Origin of the sequence: Brachybacterium sp. AOP24-D1-21, assembly GCF_052378665.1 — a bacterium.
In the GTDB taxonomy this organism is placed as follows: Bacteria; Actinomycetota; Actinomycetes; order Actinomycetales; family Dermabacteraceae; genus Brachybacterium.
On record NZ_JBQSXX010000001.1, the window covers coordinates 2,018,130 to 2,041,229 of the forward strand.

23 protein-coding genes are annotated in these 23,100 nt (G+C 70.4%); 14 read left to right on the plus strand and 9 right to left on the minus strand.

All coding sequences use genetic code 11. The features are described 5' to 3' along the window. Window positions 1–42: 42 nt before the first annotated feature. Window positions 43–540 carry a DUF2306 domain-containing protein gene (locus tag ACT3UF_RS09015; protein WP_441444011.1) on the plus strand — a complete coding sequence of 166 codons (498 nt, stop codon included), beginning with the start codon at window positions 43–45 and terminating at the stop codon, window positions 538–540. Window positions 541–880: 340 nt separating this feature from the next. On the opposite strand, the gene ACT3UF_RS09020 is transcribed toward ACT3UF_RS09015, so the two are convergent. Next, window positions 881–1,546, minus strand: coding sequence for a DUF4352 domain-containing protein (locus ACT3UF_RS09020; protein WP_441444012.1), 666 nt, complete (start codon window positions 1,544–1,546; stop codon window positions 881–883). A gap of 212 nt (window positions 1,547–1,758) precedes the next feature. Between ACT3UF_RS09020 and ACT3UF_RS09025 the strand changes: the two genes are divergently transcribed. Beyond that, window positions 1,759–3,561, plus strand: coding sequence for a BCCT family transporter (locus ACT3UF_RS09025; RefSeq protein ID WP_441444013.1), 1,803 nt, complete (start codon window positions 1,759–1,761; stop codon window positions 3,559–3,561). Between the two features lie 93 nt (window positions 3,562–3,654). Here the strand turns inward: ACT3UF_RS09025 and ACT3UF_RS09030 are convergent, their stop codons facing one another. From ACT3UF_RS09030 to ACT3UF_RS09055, 6 genes are all read right to left on the minus strand, one after another. Continuing rightward, window positions 3,655–4,659, minus strand: a complete 1,005-nt coding sequence (locus ACT3UF_RS09030; RefSeq protein WP_441444014.1) for a bile acid:sodium symporter family protein — start codon at window positions 4,657–4,659, stop codon at window positions 3,655–3,657. Window positions 4,660–4,771: 112 nt separating this feature from the next. Next, window positions 4,772–5,440: a hypothetical protein gene (locus ACT3UF_RS09035; protein ID WP_441444015.1), complete on the minus strand. Its 669-nt coding sequence runs from the start codon at window positions 5,438–5,440 to the stop codon at window positions 4,772–4,774. A 35-nt stretch (window positions 5,441–5,475) separates the two neighbouring features. Then, complete coding sequence (locus ACT3UF_RS09040; protein ID WP_441444016.1) at window positions 5,476–6,351, minus strand: hypothetical protein; 876 nt, start codon at window positions 6,349–6,351, stop codon at window positions 5,476–5,478. Between the two features lie 54 nt (window positions 6,352–6,405). Continuing rightward, complete coding sequence (locus ACT3UF_RS09045; protein ID WP_441444017.1) at window positions 6,406–7,296, minus strand: WXG100 family type VII secretion target; 891 nt, start codon at window positions 7,294–7,296, stop codon at window positions 6,406–6,408. A 17-nt stretch (window positions 7,297–7,313) separates the two neighbouring features. Continuing rightward, the gene (locus ACT3UF_RS09050) at window positions 7,314–8,816 is read right to left on the minus strand and encodes a glutamate--cysteine ligase (RefSeq protein WP_441444018.1); all 1,503 of its coding nucleotides are present in this window, start codon (window positions 8,814–8,816) and stop codon (window positions 7,314–7,316) included. A 93-nt stretch (window positions 8,817–8,909) separates the two neighbouring features. Next, entirely contained in the window at window positions 8,910–9,323 is a 414-nt protein-coding gene (locus ACT3UF_RS09055) for a DUF2695 domain-containing protein (protein WP_441444019.1), read from the minus strand. A gap of 159 nt (window positions 9,324–9,482) precedes the next feature. On the opposite strand from ACT3UF_RS09055, the gene ACT3UF_RS09060 reads away from it, so the two are divergent. From ACT3UF_RS09060 to ACT3UF_RS09095, 8 genes are all read left to right on the plus strand, one after another. Next, window positions 9,483–10,715, plus strand: coding sequence for an NAD(P)/FAD-dependent oxidoreductase (locus tag ACT3UF_RS09060; RefSeq protein WP_441444020.1), 1,233 nt, complete (start codon window positions 9,483–9,485; stop codon window positions 10,713–10,715). A gap of 33 nt (window positions 10,716–10,748) precedes the next feature. Continuing rightward, window positions 10,749–11,588: a nucleotidyltransferase family protein gene (locus ACT3UF_RS09065; protein ID WP_441444021.1), complete on the plus strand. Its 840-nt coding sequence runs from the start codon at window positions 10,749–10,751 to the stop codon at window positions 11,586–11,588. Next, window positions 11,585–12,871 (plus strand): galactokinase family protein, encoded by a 1,287-nt coding sequence (locus ACT3UF_RS09070; RefSeq protein ID WP_441444022.1) that lies wholly within the window; start codon window positions 11,585–11,587, stop codon window positions 12,869–12,871. The genes ACT3UF_RS09065 and ACT3UF_RS09070 overlap by 4 nt, the downstream gene beginning before the upstream one ends. Before the next feature lie 115 nt (window positions 12,872–12,986). Next, window positions 12,987–13,781: a hypothetical protein gene (locus ACT3UF_RS09075; RefSeq protein ID WP_441445328.1), complete on the plus strand. Its 795-nt coding sequence runs from the start codon at window positions 12,987–12,989 to the stop codon at window positions 13,779–13,781. A 152-nt stretch (window positions 13,782–13,933) separates the two neighbouring features. Continuing rightward, entirely contained in the window at window positions 13,934–15,271 is a 1,338-nt protein-coding gene (locus ACT3UF_RS09080) for a DNA/RNA non-specific endonuclease (RefSeq protein WP_441445329.1), read from the plus strand. A gap of 62 nt (window positions 15,272–15,333) precedes the next feature. Next, a complete protein-coding gene (locus ACT3UF_RS09085; RefSeq protein ID WP_441445330.1) occupies window positions 15,334–15,816 on the plus strand; it encodes a hypothetical protein in 483 nt (160 codons plus the stop codon). A gap of 169 nt (window positions 15,817–15,985) precedes the next feature. Continuing rightward, entirely contained in the window at window positions 15,986–17,050 is a 1,065-nt protein-coding gene (locus tag ACT3UF_RS09090; protein ID WP_441445331.1) for a hypothetical protein, read from the plus strand. 153 nt (window positions 17,051–17,203) lie between these two features. Then, window positions 17,204–18,100, plus strand: a complete 897-nt coding sequence (locus ACT3UF_RS09095) for an aminodeoxychorismate lyase (RefSeq protein ID WP_441445332.1) — start codon at window positions 17,204–17,206, stop codon at window positions 18,098–18,100. Between the two features lie 180 nt (window positions 18,101–18,280). On the opposite strand, the gene ACT3UF_RS09100 is transcribed toward ACT3UF_RS09095, so the two are convergent. Further along, window positions 18,281–19,237, minus strand: a complete 957-nt coding sequence (locus ACT3UF_RS09100; protein ID WP_441445333.1) for a sugar-binding transcriptional regulator — start codon at window positions 19,235–19,237, stop codon at window positions 18,281–18,283. Between the two features lie 124 nt (window positions 19,238–19,361). Between ACT3UF_RS09100 and ACT3UF_RS09105 the strand changes: the two genes are divergently transcribed. The 4 genes from ACT3UF_RS09105 (at window position 19,362) to ACT3UF_RS09120 (ending at window position 22,050) form a co-directional block, all read left to right on the plus strand. Beyond that, window positions 19,362–19,913 (plus strand): PTS sugar transporter subunit IIA, encoded by a 552-nt coding sequence (locus ACT3UF_RS09105; protein WP_441445334.1) that lies wholly within the window; start codon window positions 19,362–19,364, stop codon window positions 19,911–19,913. Then, the gene (locus ACT3UF_RS09110; protein WP_441445335.1) at window positions 19,910–20,383 is read left to right on the plus strand and encodes an NUDIX domain-containing protein; all 474 of its coding nucleotides are present in this window, start codon (window positions 19,910–19,912) and stop codon (window positions 20,381–20,383) included. The genes ACT3UF_RS09105 and ACT3UF_RS09110 overlap by 4 nt, the downstream gene beginning before the upstream one ends. A 63-nt stretch (window positions 20,384–20,446) precedes the next feature. After that, a complete protein-coding gene (locus ACT3UF_RS09115) occupies window positions 20,447–21,295 on the plus strand; it encodes an aldo/keto reductase (RefSeq protein WP_441445336.1) in 849 nt (282 codons plus the stop codon). Between the two features lie 167 nt (window positions 21,296–21,462). Continuing rightward, on the plus strand, window positions 21,463–22,050 hold the full coding sequence (locus ACT3UF_RS09120) for a PTS sugar transporter subunit IIA (protein ID WP_441445337.1): 588 nt from the start codon (window positions 21,463–21,465) through the stop codon (window positions 22,048–22,050). A 50-nt stretch (window positions 22,051–22,100) separates the two neighbouring features. Here the strand turns inward: ACT3UF_RS09120 and ACT3UF_RS09125 are convergent, their stop codons facing one another. Then, entirely contained in the window at window positions 22,101–23,078 is a 978-nt protein-coding gene (locus ACT3UF_RS09125; RefSeq protein WP_441445338.1) for a hypothetical protein, read from the minus strand. Between the last annotated feature and the right edge of the window lie 22 nt (window positions 23,079–23,100).

Here is a 23,100-nt window from a genome sequence, read left to right on the forward strand (position 1 = left end):
CTTGATGGCGCGGCATGGGATAGCGGAACTATCGTGCACCCCATGGACGCCTTCACGCCAGTGATCACCCTGCATGCCCTCGCGGCCACCTACGTGCTGGTGCTGGGTCCGCTGCAGATCCTGCGTCGCCGCCGAGACCTCGCCCATCGGCTGGTCGGGGTCACCTGGGTGGCGGCGATCCTCACGGTGTGCATCTCGAGCTTCTGGATCGCGCCCGACGGCTTCTCGTGGTTGCACGGGCTGTCGATCTGGACCCTGGTGTGCATGGTCGTGGCGATCCTCGGGATCCGTGCCGGGAACGTGGGCGTCCATCGCGGCTTCATGATCGGCTCCTATCTCGGGACCCTCGCAGCCTTCGCCTTCGCCGCCCTGGTCCCGGCGCGGCTGATCCCGCAGCTGCTGCGCAGCGAGCCGTTGATCGTGGTGATCACCGCTCTCGGGGTCGGCGCCCTCGTGCTCCTCGTCCACGTCAGCGTGGTGCGGACGGCCGGGCAGCATCCGCAGCGCGCGCAGGGTGATCTCAGCAGCACCGGCGTCTGAGACCGACCGGAGATCTCCGCGGACGGCGCATCGCGGTCTCGGATGGCGCATCACGATCCCCGGACAGGAAATGTGTCTCAGGACAGAAAAGTGTCCCGGGACAGAAAAGTGCCCCGGCTCGTCCCCACGAGCCGGGGCCATCCCTTTCCCCCGCGCCCCCGGATTGTCGGAGCCTGCTTCCTCCTCAGTCGGCAGGTCCTCCGGTGACGCGTTGAGACCAGTAGACCCCGGCTTCCGGAAAAACCACTGGGGTGAGGCTGGTCAATCCCTGAGTGCGACGGCCGGCGATGCGTGATGTGCTCGTGGCCTGCGCGGGGACCGGTCCAGACCGGTCGGTCGCTCAGCCCACGGGGAAGCTGAGCTCCTCGCCACCCGTGCCCACCTCATCGGTGTAGCTGATCTTCTCGAGCACCATGTCCTCGGGCACATCCGCGTACAGCAGCGCGGTCGCCTCTTCGCCGGGAGCCACCTGCGGCCCCGAGGTCGAGAACGAGGCGTAGCGCAACGGATGATCGGTGCCCGCGTCGTCGTAGAAGCGGAAGTTCGCGCCCGCCAGGCCGATGTCCTCGGTGCCGTTGTTGGTGATGGTCACGGCGACGCCGATGAACTTCCCGTTCTCGGTCTCCAGGGTCTCGTCCTGGGTGTCCAGCGTGGCGCCCTCCGAGGGTGCGGAGACATGGATCGAGAACGAGGAACCCGCGCTCGAGGTGGGATCTGCCGAGGGATCGTCGCTGGGCGTCTCGATCGGGTCGTCGGTCGGATCATCGCTGGTGGGGCCATCCGTCGGATCATCGTCCGTGGTCGGATCCTCGGACGGGGTCTGGCTGGTGCTGGGACCGCTGGTGGGGTCCTCGCCGCCGCCGTCGCGGGAGAACAGCCAGAGACCGACGCCGATGACCACCACCAGGATCGTCACCAGCAGGAGACAGCCGCAGGCGACGCCCACGTACAGGCCGGTACGGCTCTTCTGCGGAGGTGCGCTCGGCACGCCGTAGGGGTTGCTCATGGTCTCCTCCACGATGACGCTCGATTGATGGTGCCCACGGTATCGGCAGGTCCACCGGCGCGCGATGGGGAGAACTCCCCCGGGACCAGACCGACCTCTGCGGTACTGTCGGAGAGCCGGACTGCCTCGCCACGGCGCAACGGTCCGGTCGAGTTCGCTCCCTACGACGCCCTACCGCACCAGACGCCTTCCGCACCACGAGGAGACTGGCCATGCTGACCAGACTGCATGATGCGCTGCGACTGCGCACTTCACCCGTGATCTTCTTCGGCTCGGCGGCGGTCATCATCGCCTTCGTGGTCGGCACGATCGCCTTCACCGAGCCCATGGGCAGAGCGACCAACGCCGCCTCGGACTGGCTGCTGACGAACCTGGGCTGGTTCTACATCCTCGGGGTCACCGTGTTCCTGGCCTTCCTGATCGTCATCGCGGCGGGACGCTTCGGCCGCGTGAAGCTGGGGCCGGATGACGAACCGCCGGAGCACTCCGGCGGAGCCTGGTTCGCGATGCTCTTCGCCGCCGGCATCGGCTCGATCCTCATGTTCTGGGGTGTCGCCGAGCCGGTCAGCCACTTCGGCGCGCCACCGCGCGCCACCGAGCTCGGCATCGAGGCCGGTTCCCTGGCCGCCGCGCGCGACGCCATGAACTTCACCTATTACCACTTCACGCTGCACACCTGGACGATCTTCACCCTGCCGGCACTGTGCTTCGCCTACTTCATCCACAAGCGGAACCTGCCGCCGCGCGTGAGCTCGATCTTCCAGCCGCTGCTGGGTGAGGGTATCCACGGACCCCTCGGCAAGGCGATCGACATCATCGCCATCATCGGCACCGTGTTCGGCATCGCCGTCTCGGTGGGCCTGGGGACGCTGCAGATCAACGGCGGGCTGAACCAGCTGTTCGGAGTCCCCGAGAGCGCCGGCTGGAACCTCATCATCATCGGCGTGGTCTGCGGTCTCGCACTTATCTCAGTGTCGATGGGCCTGGACAAGGGCATCAAGGTGCTCTCGAACTTCAACATCGTCGTCGCCGTGCTGCTGCTGCTCTTCGTGCTGTTCGCCGGTGGTGCCACGCTGTTCATCCTCAAGGGCACCATCGAATCCTTCGGCAACTACCTGGTGGCGCTGCCGGAGCTCGCGCTGTGGAACGACACCTTCGCGAACACTGGTTGGCAGAACACCTGGACCGTCTTCTACTGGGCCTGGACCATCACCTGGTCGCCGTTCGTGGGCATCTTCATCGCCCGCATCTCGAAGGGCCGCACCATCCGCCAGTTCGTCGCCGGGGTGCTCGCCGTGCCCTCGGCCTTCTCCGTGATCTGGTTCGGCGTCTTCGGCTATGCGAGCTTCGACATCGAGCTCAACGGCGAGGGCGGGCTGGTCGAGCGGGTGGTCGAGGACGGGGACATCCCCGGCGCATTGTTCGCCTTCCTCGACCACTACCCGGGCGCGTTCGTCATCTCGGTGATCGCGATCATCCTGGTGATCATCTTCTTCGTCACCTCGGTGGACTCCGCCGCGCTGGTCACGGACTCGATGGCCAACGGTCACGAGGACTTCAACCCGCTGGGTCAGCGAATCTTCTGGGGCGTGGCGATCGCGCTGGTCACCGCTGCGCTGCTGGTGTTCTCGGGCTCCGACGGGCTGGAGGCTCTGCAGTCGACGATCATCCTGGTGGGACTGCCGTTCTTCATCATGGGCTGGTTCCAGATGTACGCCCTGCTGCGAGCCCTCCGCGAGGACGCCGGGGAGCTGCCGCCGATCCGCACCCGGGAATGGGCGCAGGTGCTGCCGCCGGAGGAGTACGAGCGCCGCGAGGAGGACGAGGAGTACGACACTGACGACTACGTCGTGGAGCCGACCTTCACCTCGGAGGTGCCGGTGATGAGCGACATCTACGAGGAGTCCGCCGAGGACGGCGCCGATCCGTCGGCGGTGGGAACCGGGACCCTGCCCTCGCGCACCGGCAGCGCGAGGGCAGAACTTCCGGAGCAGGGGCGGGACGAGTCCCGCTGACCGAGCTCCGCTGAGCGGCGGGAGAGCACGACGCAGAAGGGCCGACGCCCGCGAGAGCGGTGCGTCGGCCCTTCTGCGTGCCGGAGGCGCGAATCAGGAGGGATCGACCTGATGCTTGTCGGCGCTGCGGCGGTAGTACATCGCGAGCACGGCGCCGGAGAGGTTGTGCCAGATCGAGAAGATCGCGGCGGGCAGCGCGGCGGTCGGGCTGAAGGCGCTCGCGGCGAGCGTCGCGGCCAGGCCGGAGTTCTGCATGCCGACCTCGATGGAGGTGGTGCGGGCGGCGCGTTCGCCCTGGCGGAGGAGGCGGGCGGCCCAGTAGCCGAGCAGGTAGCCCACGCCGTTGTGCAGCACCACTGCGAGCAGCACGATGCCGCCGGCGGTGACGATCGCCTCGGTGGAGCCGCTGACCACGGCGATGACCACGAGCGAGATGCCGGCGACGCTGACCCACGGCAGCGCGGGCAGGATCTTGTCCACCAGCGTGCCGGCGATCAGCCGGATCACGAGGCCGCCGATGACCGGGATGAGCACCATCTTCACGATCGACATCGCCATCGCTCCGGCATCCACGGGCAGGTAGGAGCCCGCGAGCCACAGGGTCAGCATCGGGGTGAACAGCGGGGCGAGCAGCGTGGAGATGGAGGTCATCGTCACCGACAGGGCGGTATCGGCTTTAGCCAGGTAGGCGATGACGTTCGAGCTGGTGCCACCTGGGGCGGAGCCCACCAGGATCACGCCGACGGCGAGTTCCGTCGGGAGCTGCAGCAGCACGGCGATGCCGAGTCCGATCAGCGGCATGATCACGTACTGGGCGATGACGCCGATGAGGACCGGCAGCGGTCGCTTCACGACCAGGGCGAAGTCGGGCACCGTGAGGGTGAGGCCCATGGCGAACATGATGATGCCCAGGTAGATGCTGGTGAACTGCGCCAGCGACTGATCGACGCTCGGCACGAAGAAGCCGAAGGCCGCGGCAGCGAGGATCAGGGCGGGGAAGACGGTCACCGCGATGCGCGCGGAGCGGTCCTCTGAGGTGCGGGCGGTGGACGCAGCGGGGGGTCGCGTCTCCGTGGTCGAGGGGGATGGAGTGCTCATGCCCCGCATGGTATCGCCCGATGAGATGGCGTCCCATGATGTGGACCACCAGTTGCCGCGTGTGGATCACGTCACTCGAGCCTGCGGCACCGATCCGCGGTCCCGACCGCGGTCAGCGATACTCCATGCCGGGGATCTCCTGCCGCGCGCGGAGCCCGTTGCCGGGCAGCTTCCGCACTCCGTGCCGCAGGTACTCCCGGGCCAGAGGGGGAGGACATCCCGCCCGCTCGAGCCCGGCGCGCAGCTGATCGGCGATCTCTTCCGCTGCGGGGGAGGCGAACACGATGATCCCGCGTCCTGGGACCGGGGGCCGTGCGGTGCCGGAGAGCTCGGAGTCGCGGTCGGGGCCCAGGAAGCTGACGGCGTGGTCAGCCCCCGGCCCCAGGAAGAGGTGGGCGCTCGAGGGGCGACGGAAGCGACGGTCCCATGTCGGCTGGAGGCTGTCGATCCCCGTGTGCACGCGAAGGGTCGCCGGGTGGATCTCGGTGAACCGCAGCTCCCGGGGACGGCCTGCGAGGATGCTCCGCCCCACCACCACGCCGCCGGCATGTACATCCAGATGCGCAGAGCCGCTCCACAGCAGATATGCCGCCATGGCCGCGGTGATGATGACGCCGATGAGGGTGACGAGCAGCAGCTCCGGCAGCCTCCACACCCCGGCCACGACGAGCGTGACCAGGATGATCAAGGGCCCGACGCTCAGCCAGCCGATCGCCGCGAGGATCGGGACCCGCGTGCGATATCGCTGCAGCCGAGGGCCGAGAGAAGTCTGCTGTGCCATGGGAGCCGAGTATGGCATCGGGGCGCCGGGGAAGGTCACGCGGGGTCGGGCGCCGCGGCGTGCTCGCCGGTGATGAGCTGGCCCAGGGCATCCCGCAGCGACTCGGGCCCGACCTGCGCGATCCGGAGCACGGCGGAGTCATCCGGGGTGGCGGTGACGGAGTCGGCGACGACCACGTGCACGGCCTCGTCGGTGGCGTGGAAGGAGGCGCTGCGGGCCGTCGCGCTGTCGGGGGTCGAGGTGACGACCTGGGTGAGATGGCGGGTGCCCTCGGCGATTCCCGCGCCCCACTCCTCGGGCGGCGCTCCCGCGGAGACCTCCCGCATCTCCGAGTCTGTGGAGGCGACGCCTCGGGGGTCCACGACCCGCACGAGGCGTTCGCCGACTGCAGGCGTGGGCAGGACGGCGAAGGAGTGGAGACCCTCGGCGGTCACCGTCTCCTCGAGGGTTACCCCGACGCTCTGATGGTAGAAGTAGCAGCGCAGCTCCCGGGGTGCGTCCTCGACGTAGATCGTGCGCAGCGCGGTCGTCACCGCGACGGCGCTGCGGCGCAGGACGAGCGTCCCGGCGGTCGTGGGATCTGCGACCAGTGCCTCATCGGCGATCTCGGGCTCACGTTCCTCGAGCTCGGCGGCGACCGCCTCGGGGACCAGCTGGTGGCGACGCATCAGGATCCGTCGCACGCTCGCGGCACCGGCCTCGACCCCGCCGGGATGCTGCTCCGCCCAGGGCATCCACACCTCGGAGTCGGGGAGCCCGGTCTCCTGCAGGAGGACAGCGAGCTCCTCGTCCAGAAAGGATCCGAGCTCGACGCGCTCGCGCGTGCCGTCTCGCAGGACGGAGGCCGCGGCGCTCAGGGAGCGGCGGGTGTGAAGGGTGTCGTGATCGGTGGTGGTGTGCGGCGTGGTCATCTCTGCCTCGGGGTCGGGGTGGGAACGGTGGTGGGAACGGGAGGGTGGGGTTCGTCAGACGAGCAGGGGGTTCCAGCGCTTGGTGTCGAAGCCGTCGTTCATCGTGTCGGAGAACCAGTCGCCGACCTCGCGGCTCAGGTCGAAGTCGAAGAACTCCTCGCCTGCCCAGTCGGCGATCGAGATGACGTCGGCGACCAGTCCGATGCCGATGGTGACGGGGTGGGGGATGTACCCCACCAGTCCGGCGACGCCCAAGATGGCCTCGACCGGATCGTCGGCGTTGATGATCCCGTCGATCGTGAGGGGGATGTCGACGATCGGGATGAGCTTCGAGATCCGCTTGAATCCCTTGGATTCGAGCAGCCGGCCGAGCTTCTTGTCGAACTCGGCGCCGTTCCACCAGTTCTTCAAGCGGCTCCCACCCTCTCGGAAGGCGGGCCAGTCGATCCTGCCCTCCTTGAGCCCGTCCCAGATCGCCTGGGCGGTGTCCGTGAGGATCCCCCAGCCGGCCAGAAGCGTGCCGCCGAGGTCCTTGAGGGTCTCCCAGAGGCCGTCCTCGGGTTCCGAGACGTCGTCCTGTTCCTGCGCCTCGTCGCGCAGCTGGCGTCCCATCTCCTCGATGGCGGTGTAGAGATCGCGCGCCTCGTTCGAGATGCGCTCCCACTCCGCGTAGAACGCATCGGCGTCAGGCCCCTCCCAGGACGGACGGTTGAAGGCGAACATGCTGTTGCCGACGCGCTTGAACTCGTCCTCCATCGAGTCCGAGCCCCGCTCGAAATCGCGGTAGAGGTCCTGCAGCTGCTCGGTGTCCGCCCCCAGAACTCGCCCATGTCCGTATATCCCCCTGATGAACCCTGCGTGCGCCTGGTGCGCCCACTGCTGGTTCGCAACGGTAAGCGCGCCGAGCGGACGGCGCGATGGGGAGAGCTCCCCATCGGTCGCCACGGCGGGACGAGCCGGGTTCAGCCGCGCTGGCGGGCCGGGACCGGCCAGGCGTGCACCGGCTCGCCGGTGTCCACCGCGGACCGGTAGAGACGGGTCATCTCCGCCAGAGCCTCGGATCGTGTCGCACCGCGCAGCTCGAGCGAGGTGACGGTGTCGATCTGCCAGCGGGCGCCGTTGCGGCCGGTGCGGGCACGCTCGGAGAGGATGCCGTCATAGCGCTCGACCACGTCCGCATCCGCACCGAGGTTCCGCAGTCCCTCCATGGCCTGGGGTATCAGCTGCTCGAGCAGCAGATCCGCCACGCGCACCCTCCCCACCTTGGGCCACCGCACCCGGGCTTCGAGGCCCCACCGGGCGCACTGCTGGAAGGCCTCGGCGGCTTGCTCGAAGCTCATCCGGGACCACAGCGGCCGTCGCTCATGGACCAGCGAGTGGAGGATGCCGTAGAAGAACGCGGCATTCGCGGCCATGTCCGCGGGCGTCGGCCCCGCCGGCAGCAGACGGTTCTCGAGCCGCAGGTGCGGGAGGTCGACGCCGGGGTCGTAGATCGGCCGGTTCCAGCGCCAGACGGTGCCGTTGTGGAGCATGAGCTCATGCAGCCGCGGTGAGGAGCCCTCGGTGAGCAGGGGTTCCTCAGCCATCTCCCGCGACTCGGGGATCAGCGCCGGGAACAGCCGCACGTTCTCCTCGAAGAGGTCGAACATCGAGGTGATCCAGCGCTCGCCGAACCACACCCGCGGGTGTACGCCCTGGGTGGCGAGCTCGGGCGGGCGGGTGTCCAGAGCCTGCACGAAGGTGGGGATGCGCGTCTCGTGCCACAGCCGCCTGCCCAGCAGGAAGGGCGAGTTCGCGGCGAGCGCCACCTGTGGTCCGGCGATCGCCTGAGCGGCGTTCCAGGCGGCGGCGAACTGCTCCGGAGGGACCTGCAGGTGCAGCTGCATCGAGGTGCAGGCGGATTCGGGCGCGATCGAGTCGAACGTCGCGTCCAGGCCCTTGCCCTTCCCCTCGCCCTCGATGCTCAGGTAGATCTCTTCCCCGCGCGCTTCGAGGACGCTCTTCTCGAGCGCCTCGTAGCGGGCGCCCGGGGCGCGCCATTCGTCGCCCGAGAAGAGCTCCTCGGTGATGGTGGGCAGGTGCCCGATGGGGATCACCCGTGCGCCACGGGCCTGGGCGGCGGCATCTGCGCGGTCGATCTTCTCGGTCAGTTCGCGTTCGAGGGCGCGCAGCCCCTCACCCTGCGGGCGGGAGACAGGCAGGTTCGCCTCGAGGTTGTAGCGGCCGATCTCGTGGACGTAGTCCTCGTCGTCCAGATCCTCGAGCAGCAGATCGGAGATCAGGGCTGGAGCCATGGTGTCCGTCTGGGCGAGGTTCATCTCGAGCTCGACCCCGACGGTTCCCTCGTCCACGAACTCGGCCGTGTCCAGGAAGGTCTCGAAGAGGTCGAGGTTCCGACGCAGCTCCCGGCGGTAGCGCGTGCGCTGGGAACGGGTGTACTCGGTGCTGCCGATCTCGCGTCCCATGGTGACCTCCAGTTGGTGGCGGGATGATGGCGCTCATCCAAGCACGTCCGCACCGCGGGCACGTATGCAGATGGCTATTGTGATCGTCTCACCTCACCAGGGCCGGTACCGGCCCTGCCGTCTCCAGAGCGCGCAGGGCCGGGTCGATCCCGTCCGGGCACCCTGGCAGGCCGGCATCAGCTCGGGGTACTCGAGCTCGCCGGGATGGGCACGGCCGTCCTGGTCACGCTGGATCGTGCGCACCAGATGCTCATCGTGCAGGACGTACCCGTTCCAGAAGATCTCGCAGTCGCAGCCGGCGCCCACCTGGCGCAGGCGCCGCACCAGAGCGGTCGCCTGCGGCGCCCGCAGGTCTCGGTAGCGGCGGGCCCAGCGCAGCCCGCGACAGCCGTGCTCGAGCATGCGGAACACGTAGCACAGCAGGCACTCGGGCGGGACGGGGTCGGTCAGCTGAGCCGAGAGATCCCGCAGCATCTCCTCGGCCGCCGTCAGCGGTGTATCGGTCATGACGGCAGTGCACCATCGCAGCCGTCCGCAGCGCCGCGTCCGGGTTCGGGATGTGGATGACCAGGCGTTGTGGAGGAGAGGCCGGGGCCGGAGACGTTGCTGAAGTGACCGCTGCGGAATATCGTGGCAGCACCCATCCGTTCGGCGAAGGAGCCTGCGATGTCGGACCTCAAGCACCGCTACGACCACGTGATCATCGGAGGCGGCATCGCCGCGGACCGAGCGGCCCGGGCGATCCGTGAGGCGGACCCCGACGCCACCATCGCGATCCTCTCTGCGGATCCCCACGCTCCCGTCTACCGCCCGGCCCTGTCGAAGGCCCTCTGGCATGGCGAGGACCCCGATCCTCGCAGCCAGGAATTGCACACCGCGGAGGAGACCGGCGCCGAGCTGTTCACCGGCACCCTGGTCACCGAGCTCCTGCCCGCCTCCCACAGCGTGGTCACCGCCCGCGGGAACCGCACCCATTTCGGGAAGGTGCTGCTGGCCACCGGGGCCTCGCCCCGTCGGCTCCCGGGGCTTCGCGATGACCGGGTCGCCTACCTGCGCACCGTCGGGGATTACCGGCATCTGCGCCGGCTCGCGGTGGACGGTGCCCGCGTCGTGGTGGTCGGTGGCGGGTATATCGGCTCCGAGGTCGCCGCGGCGCTGACCCGCACCGGTGCTGCGGTGACCCTCGCCCATTCCGGAGAGCGGCTCCTGGAGCATCTGTTCCCCGCCTCGATCTCCGACCATGTCCAGCAGACCTTCACCGCGCACGGGATCACCATGGTGCCCGGATTCCGCCTGGCCGGAGTCGATGCCGGTGAGAAGCTCGTGCTGCGTGCGGAGGACGGTCGCAGCCTCGATGCAGATGTCGTCGTGCTGGGCCTGGGCGCGTCACTGAACACCACCCTCGCATCACATGCGGACATCGACCTCGAGCAGGGGGCGGTGGTGGTCGACCCTCAGCTGCGCACCAGCAAGCAGGATGTGTACGCCGCCGGCGACATCGCTCTGTTCGACGACCCGCTGCTGGGGCTGCGACACGTCGAGCACGTCGACCATGCCGAGGCCTCCGGCACCGTCGCCGGCAGGAATATGGCGCGCGCCCTGCTGGACGACTCGCTGGCGCCGGAGGAGTACTCCTATACGCCGCTGTTCTTCTCCGACCTCTTCGACGACGGGTACGAGGCGGTGGGACGACTCGACGCCGAGCTGGAGATGCGCGAGGTGTGGAATGCGGAGCGCAGCGCCGCGGTCGTGTACTACCTCGAGGACGGCGCGGTCGAGGGCGTGCTGCTGTGGAACACCTGGGACTCGGTGCCCCGAGCCAGCGACGTCATCGCCGCCTCACAGGAGGGCCAGCTCCCCGCGGACTCGCTCGAGGAGCAGATCATCCCGGGCGGCTGAGAACTCGGCGCAGTCCCCCCGTACACTTCCTGCGTGGCTGATCAGAACCAGGAAATCCCCGCAGATGCCCCCACCCGGGCCGTGATCCTCGCACGCGGGCTCGGCACCCGCATGCGCCGAGCGGACGACACCGCACAGCTCGATGAGCAGCAGGCCCAGGTGGCCGCCAGCGGGGTGAAGGCCCTGATCGACGTGGGTCGCCCCTTCCTCGACTACGTCATCTCCGTCCTCGCCGACGCCGGCGTCACGGAGCTGTGCCTGGTCATCGGCCCGGAGCACGACATGCTGCGCGAGTACGCCGCCCGCATCAGCGGCGGCCGGGTGAGCGTGACCACCGCGATCCAGGCCGAGCCTCGCGGCACCGCCGACGCCGTCGCCGCCGCCCGCGACTTCGCCGGAGACCAGCGCGTGATCGTGCTGAACTCCGACAACTACTACCCGCGCGAAGCGCTCGCCGCTCTCGCCGCAGCTCCCGGCAGCGCACTGGTCGGCTTCGACCGTGCCGCCCTGGTCCGGAGCTCGAACATCCCCGCCGATCGCATCCGAGCCTTCGCGCTGATTGCAGCCGATGCTGAGGGCCACCTGCGCGACATCGTCGAGAAGCCCGATGACGAGACCCTCGCCGCCTACGGTGAGGACGCCCCGGTCTCGATGAACGCCTGGCTGTTCACGCCCGCCATCTTCGATGCCTGCGAGCGCATCGAGCCGTCGGTGCGCGGGGAGCTCGAGATCATCGACGCCGTCCGCCTGCTGCTGGAGGAGGGAGAGGCGTTCACGGTGGTCCCCGCTGCGGTGGGTGTGCTGGACATGTCCTCCCGCGGCGACGTCGCCGCAGTCCAGGCGGCGCTCGCCGGGATCGAGGTGGCGCTGTGAGCGATGTGCTTGCACAGCTCGCCGCCGGGATCGAGGGGGATTCCGTCTCCTGGTTCGTGCCCGGCCGCATCGAGGTGCTCGGCAAGCACACCGACTACGCGGGGGGACGCTCACTGCTCGCCGCCGTCGACGCCGGCCACACCATCACCGCCACGGCCCGCCCGGATCGGGTGCTGACCGTGCACTCGGAGGTGGTGGGCAGCACCGTCACCGTCGACCTCGACCACCGCGAGGCACGCCCCGCCGGAGCCGACGGTCACTGGGGCGGCTATGTCCGCACCGTGGCCGACCGGCTCGATGCGAACTTCCCGGGCCGTCTGCGCGGCGCGGACATCACGATCAGCTCGACCCTCCCGCTCGCGGCCGGGATGTCCAGCTCCTCAGCGCTCGTGGTCGGGCTCGCCCTGACGCTGATCGACCTGGCCGACATCGCCGACGACGAAGCGTTCACCGCCGAGATCACGACCCCGGAGCAGCTCGGCGAGTACCTCGGCACCGTCGAGAACGGTCAGAGCTTCGGCGCTCTCGAGGGCTACCGCGGGGTCGGGACCTTCGGTGGCAGCGAGGACCACACCGCCATGCTCTGCGGGGTCCAGGACGCCCTGGTGCAGTACTCCTTCTGCCCGGTGCGGCACGAGCGCACCATCGCGTTCGGCCCCGAGCTTGCCTTCGTGGTCGCCGTCAGCGGGGTCGAGGCGGCGAAGACCGGCGCCGCGCTCGGCGCCTACAACCGCGTCTCCCTCGCCGTCACCGAGACGCTGCGCCGCTGGCGCGAGGACTCCGGGCGCGAAGATCGCACCCTCGCTGAAGCAGTCGCGAGCGGTCCCGCGGCGGTGGCCCGGCTGCGAGAGCTCACCGCGGAGGACGAGTACCTTCGAGGCCGCCTGAGCCAGTTCCTCACCGAGTCGGAGAGACTGATCCCCGCCGCCGCGGTCGCCCTCGAGGAGGGGGACCTCGAGGAGTTCGGCCGCCTGGTCGACGAGTCCCAGTCCGGTGCTGAGCAGGGCCTGCGCAACCAGGTGCCCGAGACGATCGCGCTGCAGCGACTCGCCCGCGAGCTGGGCGCCCATGCAGCGAGCGCCTTCGGAGCAGGGTTCGGGGGCAGTGTCTGGGCGCTGGTGCCGACGGACGGCGCCGAGGAGTTCGGGCAGCGCTGGCTGGAGGCCTACCGGGCCGCGCACCCGGAGCGCCAGGGCGCCACCGCGTCGGTCACCCGCCCCGGCGGCGCGGCCCGACGCCTTCCTGTCCTGCCTGGGCGACGTGCTGCGAGGGACGAGCGGTAGGAGCCCAGGCGATCTGGTCCTGCCTGGGCGACGTGCTGCGAGGGACGAGCGGTAGGAGCCCAGGCTCACCGGCACTGCCCTGAACCGGCCCGTTCCCGCGTGACACACTGAGCGTGTGAGCACGCCTATGAACTCCTCCCTGCCCTGGCCCACCGACGCCGAGGTGCTGCCGCTGGCCTCTGTGCGCCCGGTCCTGGACCGACTGGCCTCGCTGGTCAACATCTACGAGCAGGACGCCGCCGCGATCCCCGGCCTCGCCGTCACCGAGGAGGAGGTCTCGGCTGATCCGCCGCCCGCCCTCGAGCAGATCGCCGACGAGCTGGGCGGGGTGATCGTGCGCGGGCTGACGATGCTCACCCTCCAGATCGAGGACCGCACCGACGTGGGCCCCTACACCCTGCTCGGCGACGCGACCTCCTTCTACCCCCTGTACGAGACGCCGGAGGCGGCCGTGGTGCTCGCCCTGGACCCGGATGGCACGCCCGGCGCGGTCTACGGCATCGGCGAGGACCTCGCCCTGCAGCTGGCCGCCCCCGACCTCGGCGCCTATCTGGTGCGCTTCGCCGATGCGCTCGAGGCCACCCTCGTCACGCTCGCCGAGCGGGGACCGGTCGCGGAGGATTCGAAGGATGCCCGCACCGACGCCGCGGAGCAGCTGATGGACGAGCACCTGTTCGCCGAGCTGCTGGGCATGACCGAGCTCGCCGAGGGCGTCGAGGTGCCCCTGCAGGACCCTGCGGCCTCGGGTCTCTCGGACCTGCCGGTCGGCGCGCTCGCCGTCGCCGATCTGCGTGAAGCACCGGTCGGCGCGCGCGTGGACCTGATGGAGCTCGAGGTGCCCGGTGACCCGCTCGAGACGCACGTCGCCTGGAGCCGGCACGGCCGCGTGATCGCGGTGCTGGGAGGCTGAACTCCGCGGGCGGCCAGGTTCGCCCTGGCCGTCCGGTGGCGCACCGGTGAACTCTCGGCGCCGCCACGCCTGATGGGGAGAACTCCCCATTCCCGCGGCACGACGCCGCTCCGTAGCGTGAATGCCACGTGGCCACGAGCGGGGGAGATGACGTGACCGGTTTCTGGGGAGCAGACACCGAGGTGCTGCGGCAGACGGCCGGCGCTCTCGGCGGCGGCAGCGAACGGATCGACGACCTCGCCGCTCGGCTCGGCGCGGTGATCGACGCCGTCCACTGGGTCGGGCCGGATGCCGAGTCCTTTCGCGCGGACTGGAGCGGTCAGGTGCGCCCGGGACTGCTCGCGCGCGTCTCCCGGCTCCGGCAGCAGGAGCGAGAGCTCGATGCGCATGCCTGGGAACAGGACGAGACCTCCTCCGCCGGAACCGCCGGAGGTGGCGGCGTGGGACGAGAGGGGCCTGCGGGCAGGGGAGGAGGCCGGGACGCGGCGCCGCCCGTCGTATCCCCACCACCGCCCATATCCCGCACCGACCTGCTCCGGGGCGCCGGAGCCTCCGCCGCCGTCGGCACCATGGCGACCCTCGCTGCCGCAGATCTCCGGCTGATGGCCGGGGGCGTCCCGCCGACCATGCATGCCAAGACCGCTGGGGCTGCGGTGAACACCCTGGACGTCTCCGCGGCGGTCGGCGAGAGCGGGCTCGCCTTCCCCGACTCCGGCATGGAGCTCATTCCACCGGAGACCGCCTCCACCGTCACCGTGGACGGTGACCATGAACTCGCCCCGGTCGCGGACGACGAACCGTTCGGCCTGGACGCGGACGGTGCCCCGCTCGACCTCTCCCCGGACACCACCTACGACGTGGGAGACCACGGCACCTATTACACCGACGGCGAGGGCCGCATCACCTACATCGAGGCCACTGGCGGGGGAAAGGAGATGAACCCCAACCTCCGCGAGGTGTTCCCCGACGCGACGTATCACGTCAACGACTCGACCTTCTATCGCACCGATGAGCTGGGGCGCACCGAGCACATGTACGTTCCCGACGTCATCGTCGACCGCGAGATGTCTCGGAGCCAGTCGATCCAGTCGAAGATCGCCGAGCGCTGGGACATGGCCGGGGACGGCACCTCCGAACCGGTCGAGTTCAACGCCGGGCACATGCTGGCCCGCCAGCTCGGCGGCATCCGCGAGGAGATCAACTACACCCGGCAGTGGGATGAGGTGAACCAGGCCCGCAGCGGGGCGGAGACCATCTACTCCTTTGAATCGCTGATGGCCGACGGCATCGCCGACGACGGCAGCTCCTACTCGTACGAGACCCGCGTGACCTGGGGCGAGGAGCAGCCCGAGGGCGTCAGCCCGGAGCAGGGCAGCGAGCCCTGGGAGTACGTGCCCAGCGGCTATGACGTGCGGATCCACGAGAACGGCGAGCAGATCGTGGAGGAGCACCTGCCCAATTATCCTGACGGAGCCCGCTTCCCCGGCTGACACTCCTGACCGGCACTCCTGAACGACACTGCGAACCGACCCGTGTGGAGGAATCTCCGTTGATGACCCAGACCCCGCCTCCGTCCGACTCTCCGATGGCACGCCAGGGCGCTCTCGTCCATGACCTCGCCGGGGTGCTGCTGAGCTCGCTCGAGCTCTCCGAAGACTGGGCTGCCGTCGCAGCAGCCTTCATCCCTCACGGCGAGGAATGGGCCGGCCGGCTCGTGATCACGGACCGCGACGGAACCACTGGCGGAGGCGATGCCGCCTTCGCGACCGACTCGCAGATCACCCTGCTGCTGGATGCTCTCCAGCAGGCCGCCGCTGAGCAGGAGCAGGCCTTCGTCTCCCTCCGGCTGGAGGCGAGCCGCAGCCCGCAGGAACCGGAACGGATCCGGCTCGAGACGGACATGAACTACGACCGGGACCCCGGCAGCTTCGACGGGCGCGGGGGGATCGACACGGCCTACGCGCACCTGCTCGCCGCCCGCGTCGGCGAGGGTCGCCTGCCCTCCTGGGTGCGGGAGCTGCTCAGGGGCTCCTGACTGCTGTGCGAGCACGGCCTGTCCGCTACCTGCTCTCGGGCATCGGTGCAGGCCGGAGCATGGGTAGTCCTCCCCATGGCCCTCGGGTCGGGGAGTCATTACCGTAGGACCGACAAGTGGGGGATCCGGCGCGGCCGGTCATGGGGATGAAGAAGGGGACCGGCGGCTGATGAACGCATTCTGGGGCGCGGACACCGAGGCTCTGCGGACGATGGGGACGGTGTACTCGCGCCGAGCGGAAGCGCTCGCTGACCTCGAGGCCCTGCTGACCTCGAGCATCGAGAACATCGAATGGATCGGAGAGGACGCCGATCGCTTCCGTGCCGATTGGTCCGGCGTCGTGCGTCCTTCCCTGCAGGACCAGGAGGTCGAGCTGCGCCAGCGGGCGCGCCGACTCGCCCAGCATGCCGACGAGCAGGAGGCCGCCTCCGCACCGGACGGCCCCCTCGGCGGATTCGGCGGCGGGTCCGGGGGCGGCGGATGGTCGAGCCCCGGAGAGTTCCTGCGCGACCTGCTCGGGATGGTGGAGGACGCGCTGCGCGGTACGGGCCCCGGTCGGGGCGGCCCCTTCGCGGAGCTGCTGCGCGAGGTGCTCAGCACCCCGGAAGGGTGCGCGGCGTTCCTGGGCGCCTTCCTCGGCAGCCTGCTGGGTGGCCTGCTCGCCGACATGATCCGCAGCGCGATCGGGATGGGTCTCGCGCTCGAGGGCCTGCTGGCCGGGCTCGGCCTCGCCGGCGGTCTCGGAAACCTGATCGGAGAATCCGGTCAGATCACCCCGCAGGATTCGTTGCTCTCTGACGAGCCCGCCGCGCTGGGGGGCGCTGGCGGTGAGGACTCCGCAGGTGGGGACGCCGCAGGTGAGGACTCCGCTGCAGGGGGCAGCGGTGGCGAGTCCGCGGGCGGCTCCGGCAGCGGTTCCGGGTCCGGTGGCGCATCAGGCTCGGGCGGCGGCTCCGGTGGCGGCGGCGCGGGCGGGGAGTCCGGTACCGGTGCGGAAGCCGGGGTTGAGGGGGCCAGCGAGGGAGCGCCGGCTGGTGACCGCTCGGCGGGTATTCAGGCTCTGGAGAACGGTCCTGCGCAGAGCGCGGGCTCCGGACCCGCCGGACGCATCACGAACGACGGGGAGCAGGGGCCGCGCTCCCTGCTCGAGCGGCTGCTGGAGATGCTCGGCGACGCGCTCGACCCGGGTGCTGCCAGCGGTTCCGTGATCGGCGACCGCATCGGGCACTCCTGACCCATCGGGGTCCGCACGACCTCTCGGCGCCATGGCGGCCCGTTGGCCCTGGCGCAGCCTCTCGGCCCCGGCGCAGCGTGCCCTCCCGGTCGGGGGTCTACCCTGGACGGACCGCCTCCACCCCCGTGAGGCCCCCCGATCAGGAGCCGTGACATGACCACGACCAGCCCTTCTCCCGCTCCGGTCCTCGTCCTCGTCCCGGGTGCCACCGGCGCCCCGACGGACGGCGGCGCCCGCTTCCACCTGGCCGACGCGACCGTCCCACAGCTGTCGGTCACCGACCTCGTCGCGACCCGCGGCGATGGCGTCTTCGAGACCATCGGCGCCTTCGACGGCGTGCCCGTGAACGTCGGCCCCCATCTGGCGCGGCTCGCCCGCAGCGCCGCCCAGGTCGAGCTGCCCGCACCGGACCTCGCCACTCTGTCCGAGGCTGTCGACGCCGCGATCGCCGCCCATGATCCGGTCGCCGAGCTGAGCGTGCGCGTGATGTACACCCGCGGCATCGAGGGCGTCGGCGTCCCCACCTGCTGGATCCACGCCCGTGTCTCCGACGACTGGACCCCGTACCGGGCCGGGATGCGGGTGGCGGCGCTGGACCGCGGCCTGTCCACCGCCGTCGCCGGGACCAGCCCCTGGCTGCTGCCCGGCGCGAAGACCCTCAGCTACGCCGTGAACATGGCCGCCGTGCGCGAAGCGAAGCGGCGCGGCGCGGCCGATGTGCTGTTCGTCGCGAGCGACGGCTATGTGCTCGAGGGACCCACGTCCACGCTGCTGGTGCGCCGCGACGGGCAGTTCCTCACCACTCCGGCCAGTGCCGGTGTGCTCCCCGGAACCAGTGTGAAAACGCTGTTCGACTGGCTGGCCGAGCATGAGGGCGCCGCAGTGACAGAGCAGCTGATGACCGTGGAGGACGTGACCGGCTCCGACGGTGCCTGGCTGCTGTCCTCGACCCGGCTGGCCGCCCCGATCACCCACCTCGACGAGGCCGAGCTGCCGGTGGACCACGAGCTCACCGCCCGCTTCGAGCACGTGCTCAAGGGACAGGCCTGACGCCGCTGCGCTGCCACCGCCCGGCGCTGCCGCGGCGCGCTGTCCGTCCTGCGCTGCCGCGGCCCGCCGCCCGCCCTGCGCTGCCGTAGCGCGCCACCAGGATCGGCCGATTCCGAGCCAGAAATGGCCGGATCTGGCTCGGAATCGGCCGGTCCGGTCCGGTCCGGTCCGTCAGCACGTTCAGGCCCGGGCCAGCACCTCGCGGGCGAGGTCGACGTCGAACACCGCGGTGTCGATCGCTCCGCTGCGCAGCACTCCGAGCACCCCCTCCGCCTTCTCCGCCCCGGCGGCCACTCCCAGCACCTCGGGGATCCGCAGCAGCTCCGAGAAGGTCACCGCGAGCACCCGCTGATCCGTCGGCGCCCCCAGGGGCACTCCGTGCGCGTCGATGAAGCGCCCGCAGACATCACCCACCGGCTGCTGGGCCTCGAAGACGGCCCGCTCGGAGTCGCTCAGCCGCATCAGCTCGAGGACGTGCGGGGAGGAATGCACCCCGTGCGAGCCGATGCCCACGAGCGCGAGCTCCACCTGCGCGGCCGCCGCCAGCACCCTGCCGATGCTGGACTCGGCGCGCAGCGTCGCCACCGTGGTCGCAGATTCGAGCACCGCCGGGGCGTAGAGGGTCTGCGGCGTCGCCCCCAGACGGGAGGCGAGCACCTTCAGCACGGAGTCCCCGGAATCGAACTGGTCCAGTGCGCTGTGCCCGCCCACCAGCGGCAGCACCGCCGGAATGGGCCGCAGCTGGAGGGTCTCCAGCTGCGTGACCACGTTCTGGACCGTCCGCCCCCAGGACACCCCGATGCTGCGCACGCCCGCCGCCCGCTCGGCGAGCATCGCGGCACCCTCGCGAGCCACGGACTCCATCGCCGTGGCCCGCGGGGCGGAGACCACATGCACCGCACGGAGGGAGAACGCGGCCCGCAGCGCCGCCTCGAGGGCCTCGTCACGGCGCGGCGGACCCTCCGGGTCATGGATCGTGATCTCCACGATCCCGCGGTCCCGCGCCTGGGTGAGGATCCGCGAGACGTTCGAGCGGGACAGCCCCAGCTCCTGCGCGACCTCCGTCTGTGATCGACCCTGCTCGTAATAGAGCCGCGCCGCCCGCACCACGACGGCGGAGTCTCGAGGGGCAGGCATGGGCACTCCTGGTCATATGGGGTTGGCGGCGCGCGCAGGACGCGCCCGGCCGGATCAGCCCAGGGTACGCAGGCGGGCGGCGGGAAGGTGCCAGAATCAGGGGGTCGCCACCCGGGGAGGAACCATGAGCACAGATCCGACGCCGCCTGCGGCCGAGGGGCCCGCCACGCCCCTCGTCCTGACCGTGGTCCTGGCCCACCTGGACGTCTCCGACAGCGAGGACGTGCTTCTCTCCCTCGCGGGCCGGCTGCTGGACGCCGGGGCGGTCACCGTCGACTTCCCCGAGGCGCTGCGCACCCGGGAGCGGACCTATCCCACCGGCCTGCCCACACCGATCCCCACCGCGATCCCGCATGCCGATCCGCAGCACGTGGTGGCGCCGGGACTCGCGGTGGCGACGCTCGCCCGCCCCGTGACGTTCGGGGAGATGGGCACCCGCGAGGGCACCGTCGAGGTGCGCCTGGTGGCGATGCCGCTGCTCACCGACACCCGTGAGCATCTCGCAGCGTTGCAGCAGCTGATGGGCCTGCTCAGCGACGAGACCGCCGTGCAGGACCTGCTGGATGCCACCGATGACGAGGAGCTGCGCCGACGGTTCGAGCTGCGCTTGGCGAGCATCCTTCCGCCCGGGCATCAGGCCCCGCCCGCCAGCGGGAATGAGGGGGCCGGCGCATGAGCTCCAGGACTCCCCGGGTGGCCGTGAAGGCGCTCATCGTCCGGAACCGGCAGGTTCTCATGAACCGCTACGTCCACCCCGCCGGGCACGAGATGTTCGAGCTGCCCGGCGGCGGCCAGGAGCACGGCGAGGACCAGCCCACCGCCCTGATCCGAGAGTGCCAGGAGGAGATCGGTGCACGCGTCGAGGTGCATCAGGTGGCCTGCCTGTACGAGTTCATGACCGAGCGGAGCGTGCGCGACGACTCCCCGATCGCGCCCTTCCATCAGGTCAACGTGGCCTACTGGTGCGGGCTGGCCGAGGGGGAGGAGCCCGGCGAGGGCACCGCTCCGGACGGCCGCCAGGCGGGCACTGCCTGGCTGCCGTTGGACCGCCTCGGCGGCTACGACGTGAAACCGCCCGCGCTCGCCCGCTGGCTCGAGTCCGACCCCAGCGACCGGCCGATCTCCCTGGGAGTGAGCCGGGCCTGAGCCGCTAGTCTGGAAGGGCTGACCTACGCGGCCACCTGCCGTGCCCCCAGAGCAAGGAGCATCATGACCACCTCGCCCAGCATCGCCTTCCGTGACGGCCGCTCGATCCCGCAGCTCGGCTACGGCGTGTGGCAGGTCGAGAACGCGGTCGCCGCGGAGGTCGTGGTCAGGGCCCTCGAGGCCGGCTACCGCCACGTGGACACCGCCCGCGGCTACAACAACGAGGCGGGGGTGGGCCAGGCCCTGAAGGCCTCCGGCCTCGCCCGCGACGAGGTGTTCGTGACCTCTAAGGTCCCCAATCAGGACCAGGGTCGCGACAAGACCCTCGCCTCCTTCGACGCGACGATGGAGGATCTCGGCCTCGAGGAGCTCGACCTCTACCTGATCCACTGGCCCGCCCCCTCCAAGGGCCTCGCCGTGGAGACCTGGAAGGCGCTCGTGGAGCTGCAGGAGCAGGGCCGGATCCGCTCGATCGGGACCTCGAACTTCCGAATCGAGGACATCATCGCGCTCGAGTCCGAGACGGGTGTGCTGCCGGTGCTCAACCAGATCGAGCTGCACCCGTACCTCCACCAGTCCGAGCTGCGTCAGTTCCATGCCGGCAAGGGCATCGTCACCCAGTCCTGGTCACCGCTCGGTCAGGGCGGCGGCGAGCTCGAGGATCTCGTCATCACCCAGATCTCCGAGGCCCATGGCGCCACCCCCGCGCAGGTGCTGATCGCCTGGAACCTGGCCCTGGGCAACGTGGTGATCCCGAAGTCCGTCACCCCCGAGCGCATCGACTCGAACTTCGCCTCCCTCGAGCTGACCCTCACCGAGGACGAGATCGCGCAGATCAACGCGCTGGACAAGGGTGCCGGCGCCCGCCGGGGCCCGAACCCTGATGAGTTCGCCGGGCACCAGGGCGCCTGAACCGGCGCCCTCCGGGCAGGACGCGCACTAGGATCTGGGGATCCTGCTGCGGCCGGCGCCGGGACAGGACCGGCGTCGGGACAGCGCAGGATCGACAGCCCACCGCACCTCACCGTTGAGGTCGTGGAGCAGGCAGAGCGCAGTGTGGCGCATGAAGGAGCCGGAGCATGAACGAGGACAGCGCCGACGGCGCCCCTGCTGACAACGCTGCTGCTGACAGCACGGCCGACCCTGCCGTTGACATCGCCGCCGTTGACAGCACCGCTGGTGACAGCACCGCGGAGGTGTCGCTGGGCGGTGCGACCGTTCTGCCCGGCGCCGCGATCGTCGGCCTCGAGGCAGACGATGCTCCCGTCGCGCTGAGGGCGCTGTCCGCCCGGCTGCGGGAGATCGGCGCGGTCACCGACTCCTTCGAAGCCGCGGTGCTGCTGCGCGAGGCGAAGCAGCCCACCGGCCTGCCCACTCTGGTGCCCGCGGCGATCCCGCACACCGACCCGGAGCATGTGCTGACCCCGGGTCTCGCCATCGCGATCCCGCGAGACCCCGTGGCGTTCGGTGAGATCGGCTCGTCCGGGGAGCGCACCATCTGGGCGGAGCTGATCGTCATGCTGGTGCTCTCCGACTCGCACAGCCAGCTCACCGCGCTCCAGGACCTGGTGGCCCGGCTGCAGGAGCCCGAGGGTGTGCGCGAGCTGCTCGCCGCGACCGATGACGCGGATCTCGAGCGCCGCGCCCGGGAGTGGCTCGCGGGCTGAGGCGCCGGGGTGCTGCGGCTGCTTCGCAGAGGCCGACCGCACCGGGGCGATCAGCGCAGGTCAGCCGGGCCCGAGAGCTCGGCGGCCTCCTCGGCGGAGCCGCGCCGCTCGGCGCGCTTGTCGTCCAGCTCCTGCTGGTGATCCTGCGTCGAGGACTGGGTGCTCATGGTGCGAGCGGCCGGAGCCAGCTCGGCGAACTGACCGCTGGCTGCGCCGCGGACCCGGTTGTCGGCTCCGGTGGGCGCCGGGTCGTTGCCCGAGCCGGTCAGGTCGCCGCGGATGATGTTGTCGGTGACGTCCACCCCGTCGGTGCTGTCCGAGATGGTGAGGTCTCCGCCGAGGTAGTTGGGGTCCTCGCAGTCGATGAGCGCGCCGCCGGTCCCGATCTGCACGCCGGCGTTGCCGGTGTAGGTGGCCGCGCCGTCGACCTCGCTGCCGCACAGCGCGGTTCCCTCGGCGGCGCTGGTGACGGTGAGATCGCGGGCGACGGTGGAGTCGAGGATATCCGTGTAGAGGGAGTTCTCACTGGTCAGGTGACCGCCGACGGTCACCGTCTGCAGATGCACGAGTCCCTGGGCCACGGTGACGCGGCCGTCGATCGCGGTGTCATAGGAGTAGAGGAAGGGCTCAGCGTCCTCGGCCGCCCGGCCCACGTAGCTGCCGCCCACGGTGGAGGCGTCGAGGTATACGCCGTATCCGCCCCGGGAGACGATGTTGCCGCCGATCTCGGCGCCGGTCCCATCGAAGTAGCCATCAGCCTGCACGACCACCCGCTCGGCGACCGAGGTGTCGGTGACCAGGAGATCGCCGCCGGCCTGGACGCGGACCTCGCCCTCGATGGTCACGTCGGTCAGGACGCAGGAGGAGTCCTTGGCGACGACGAGGTCGCCGGGGACGGTCACGCCCGATGCCTCCCCGTCGCAGTAGGTGGTCAGGGCAGCGCTTGCGCTGCCGGCGCCGAGCGCGAGGCTGGCGGAGGCGAGGGCCATGGTGGACAGGGCAACTGCGGATCGGGAGATGGTGCGCACGTCGAGCTCCTTGTGTCGCCGC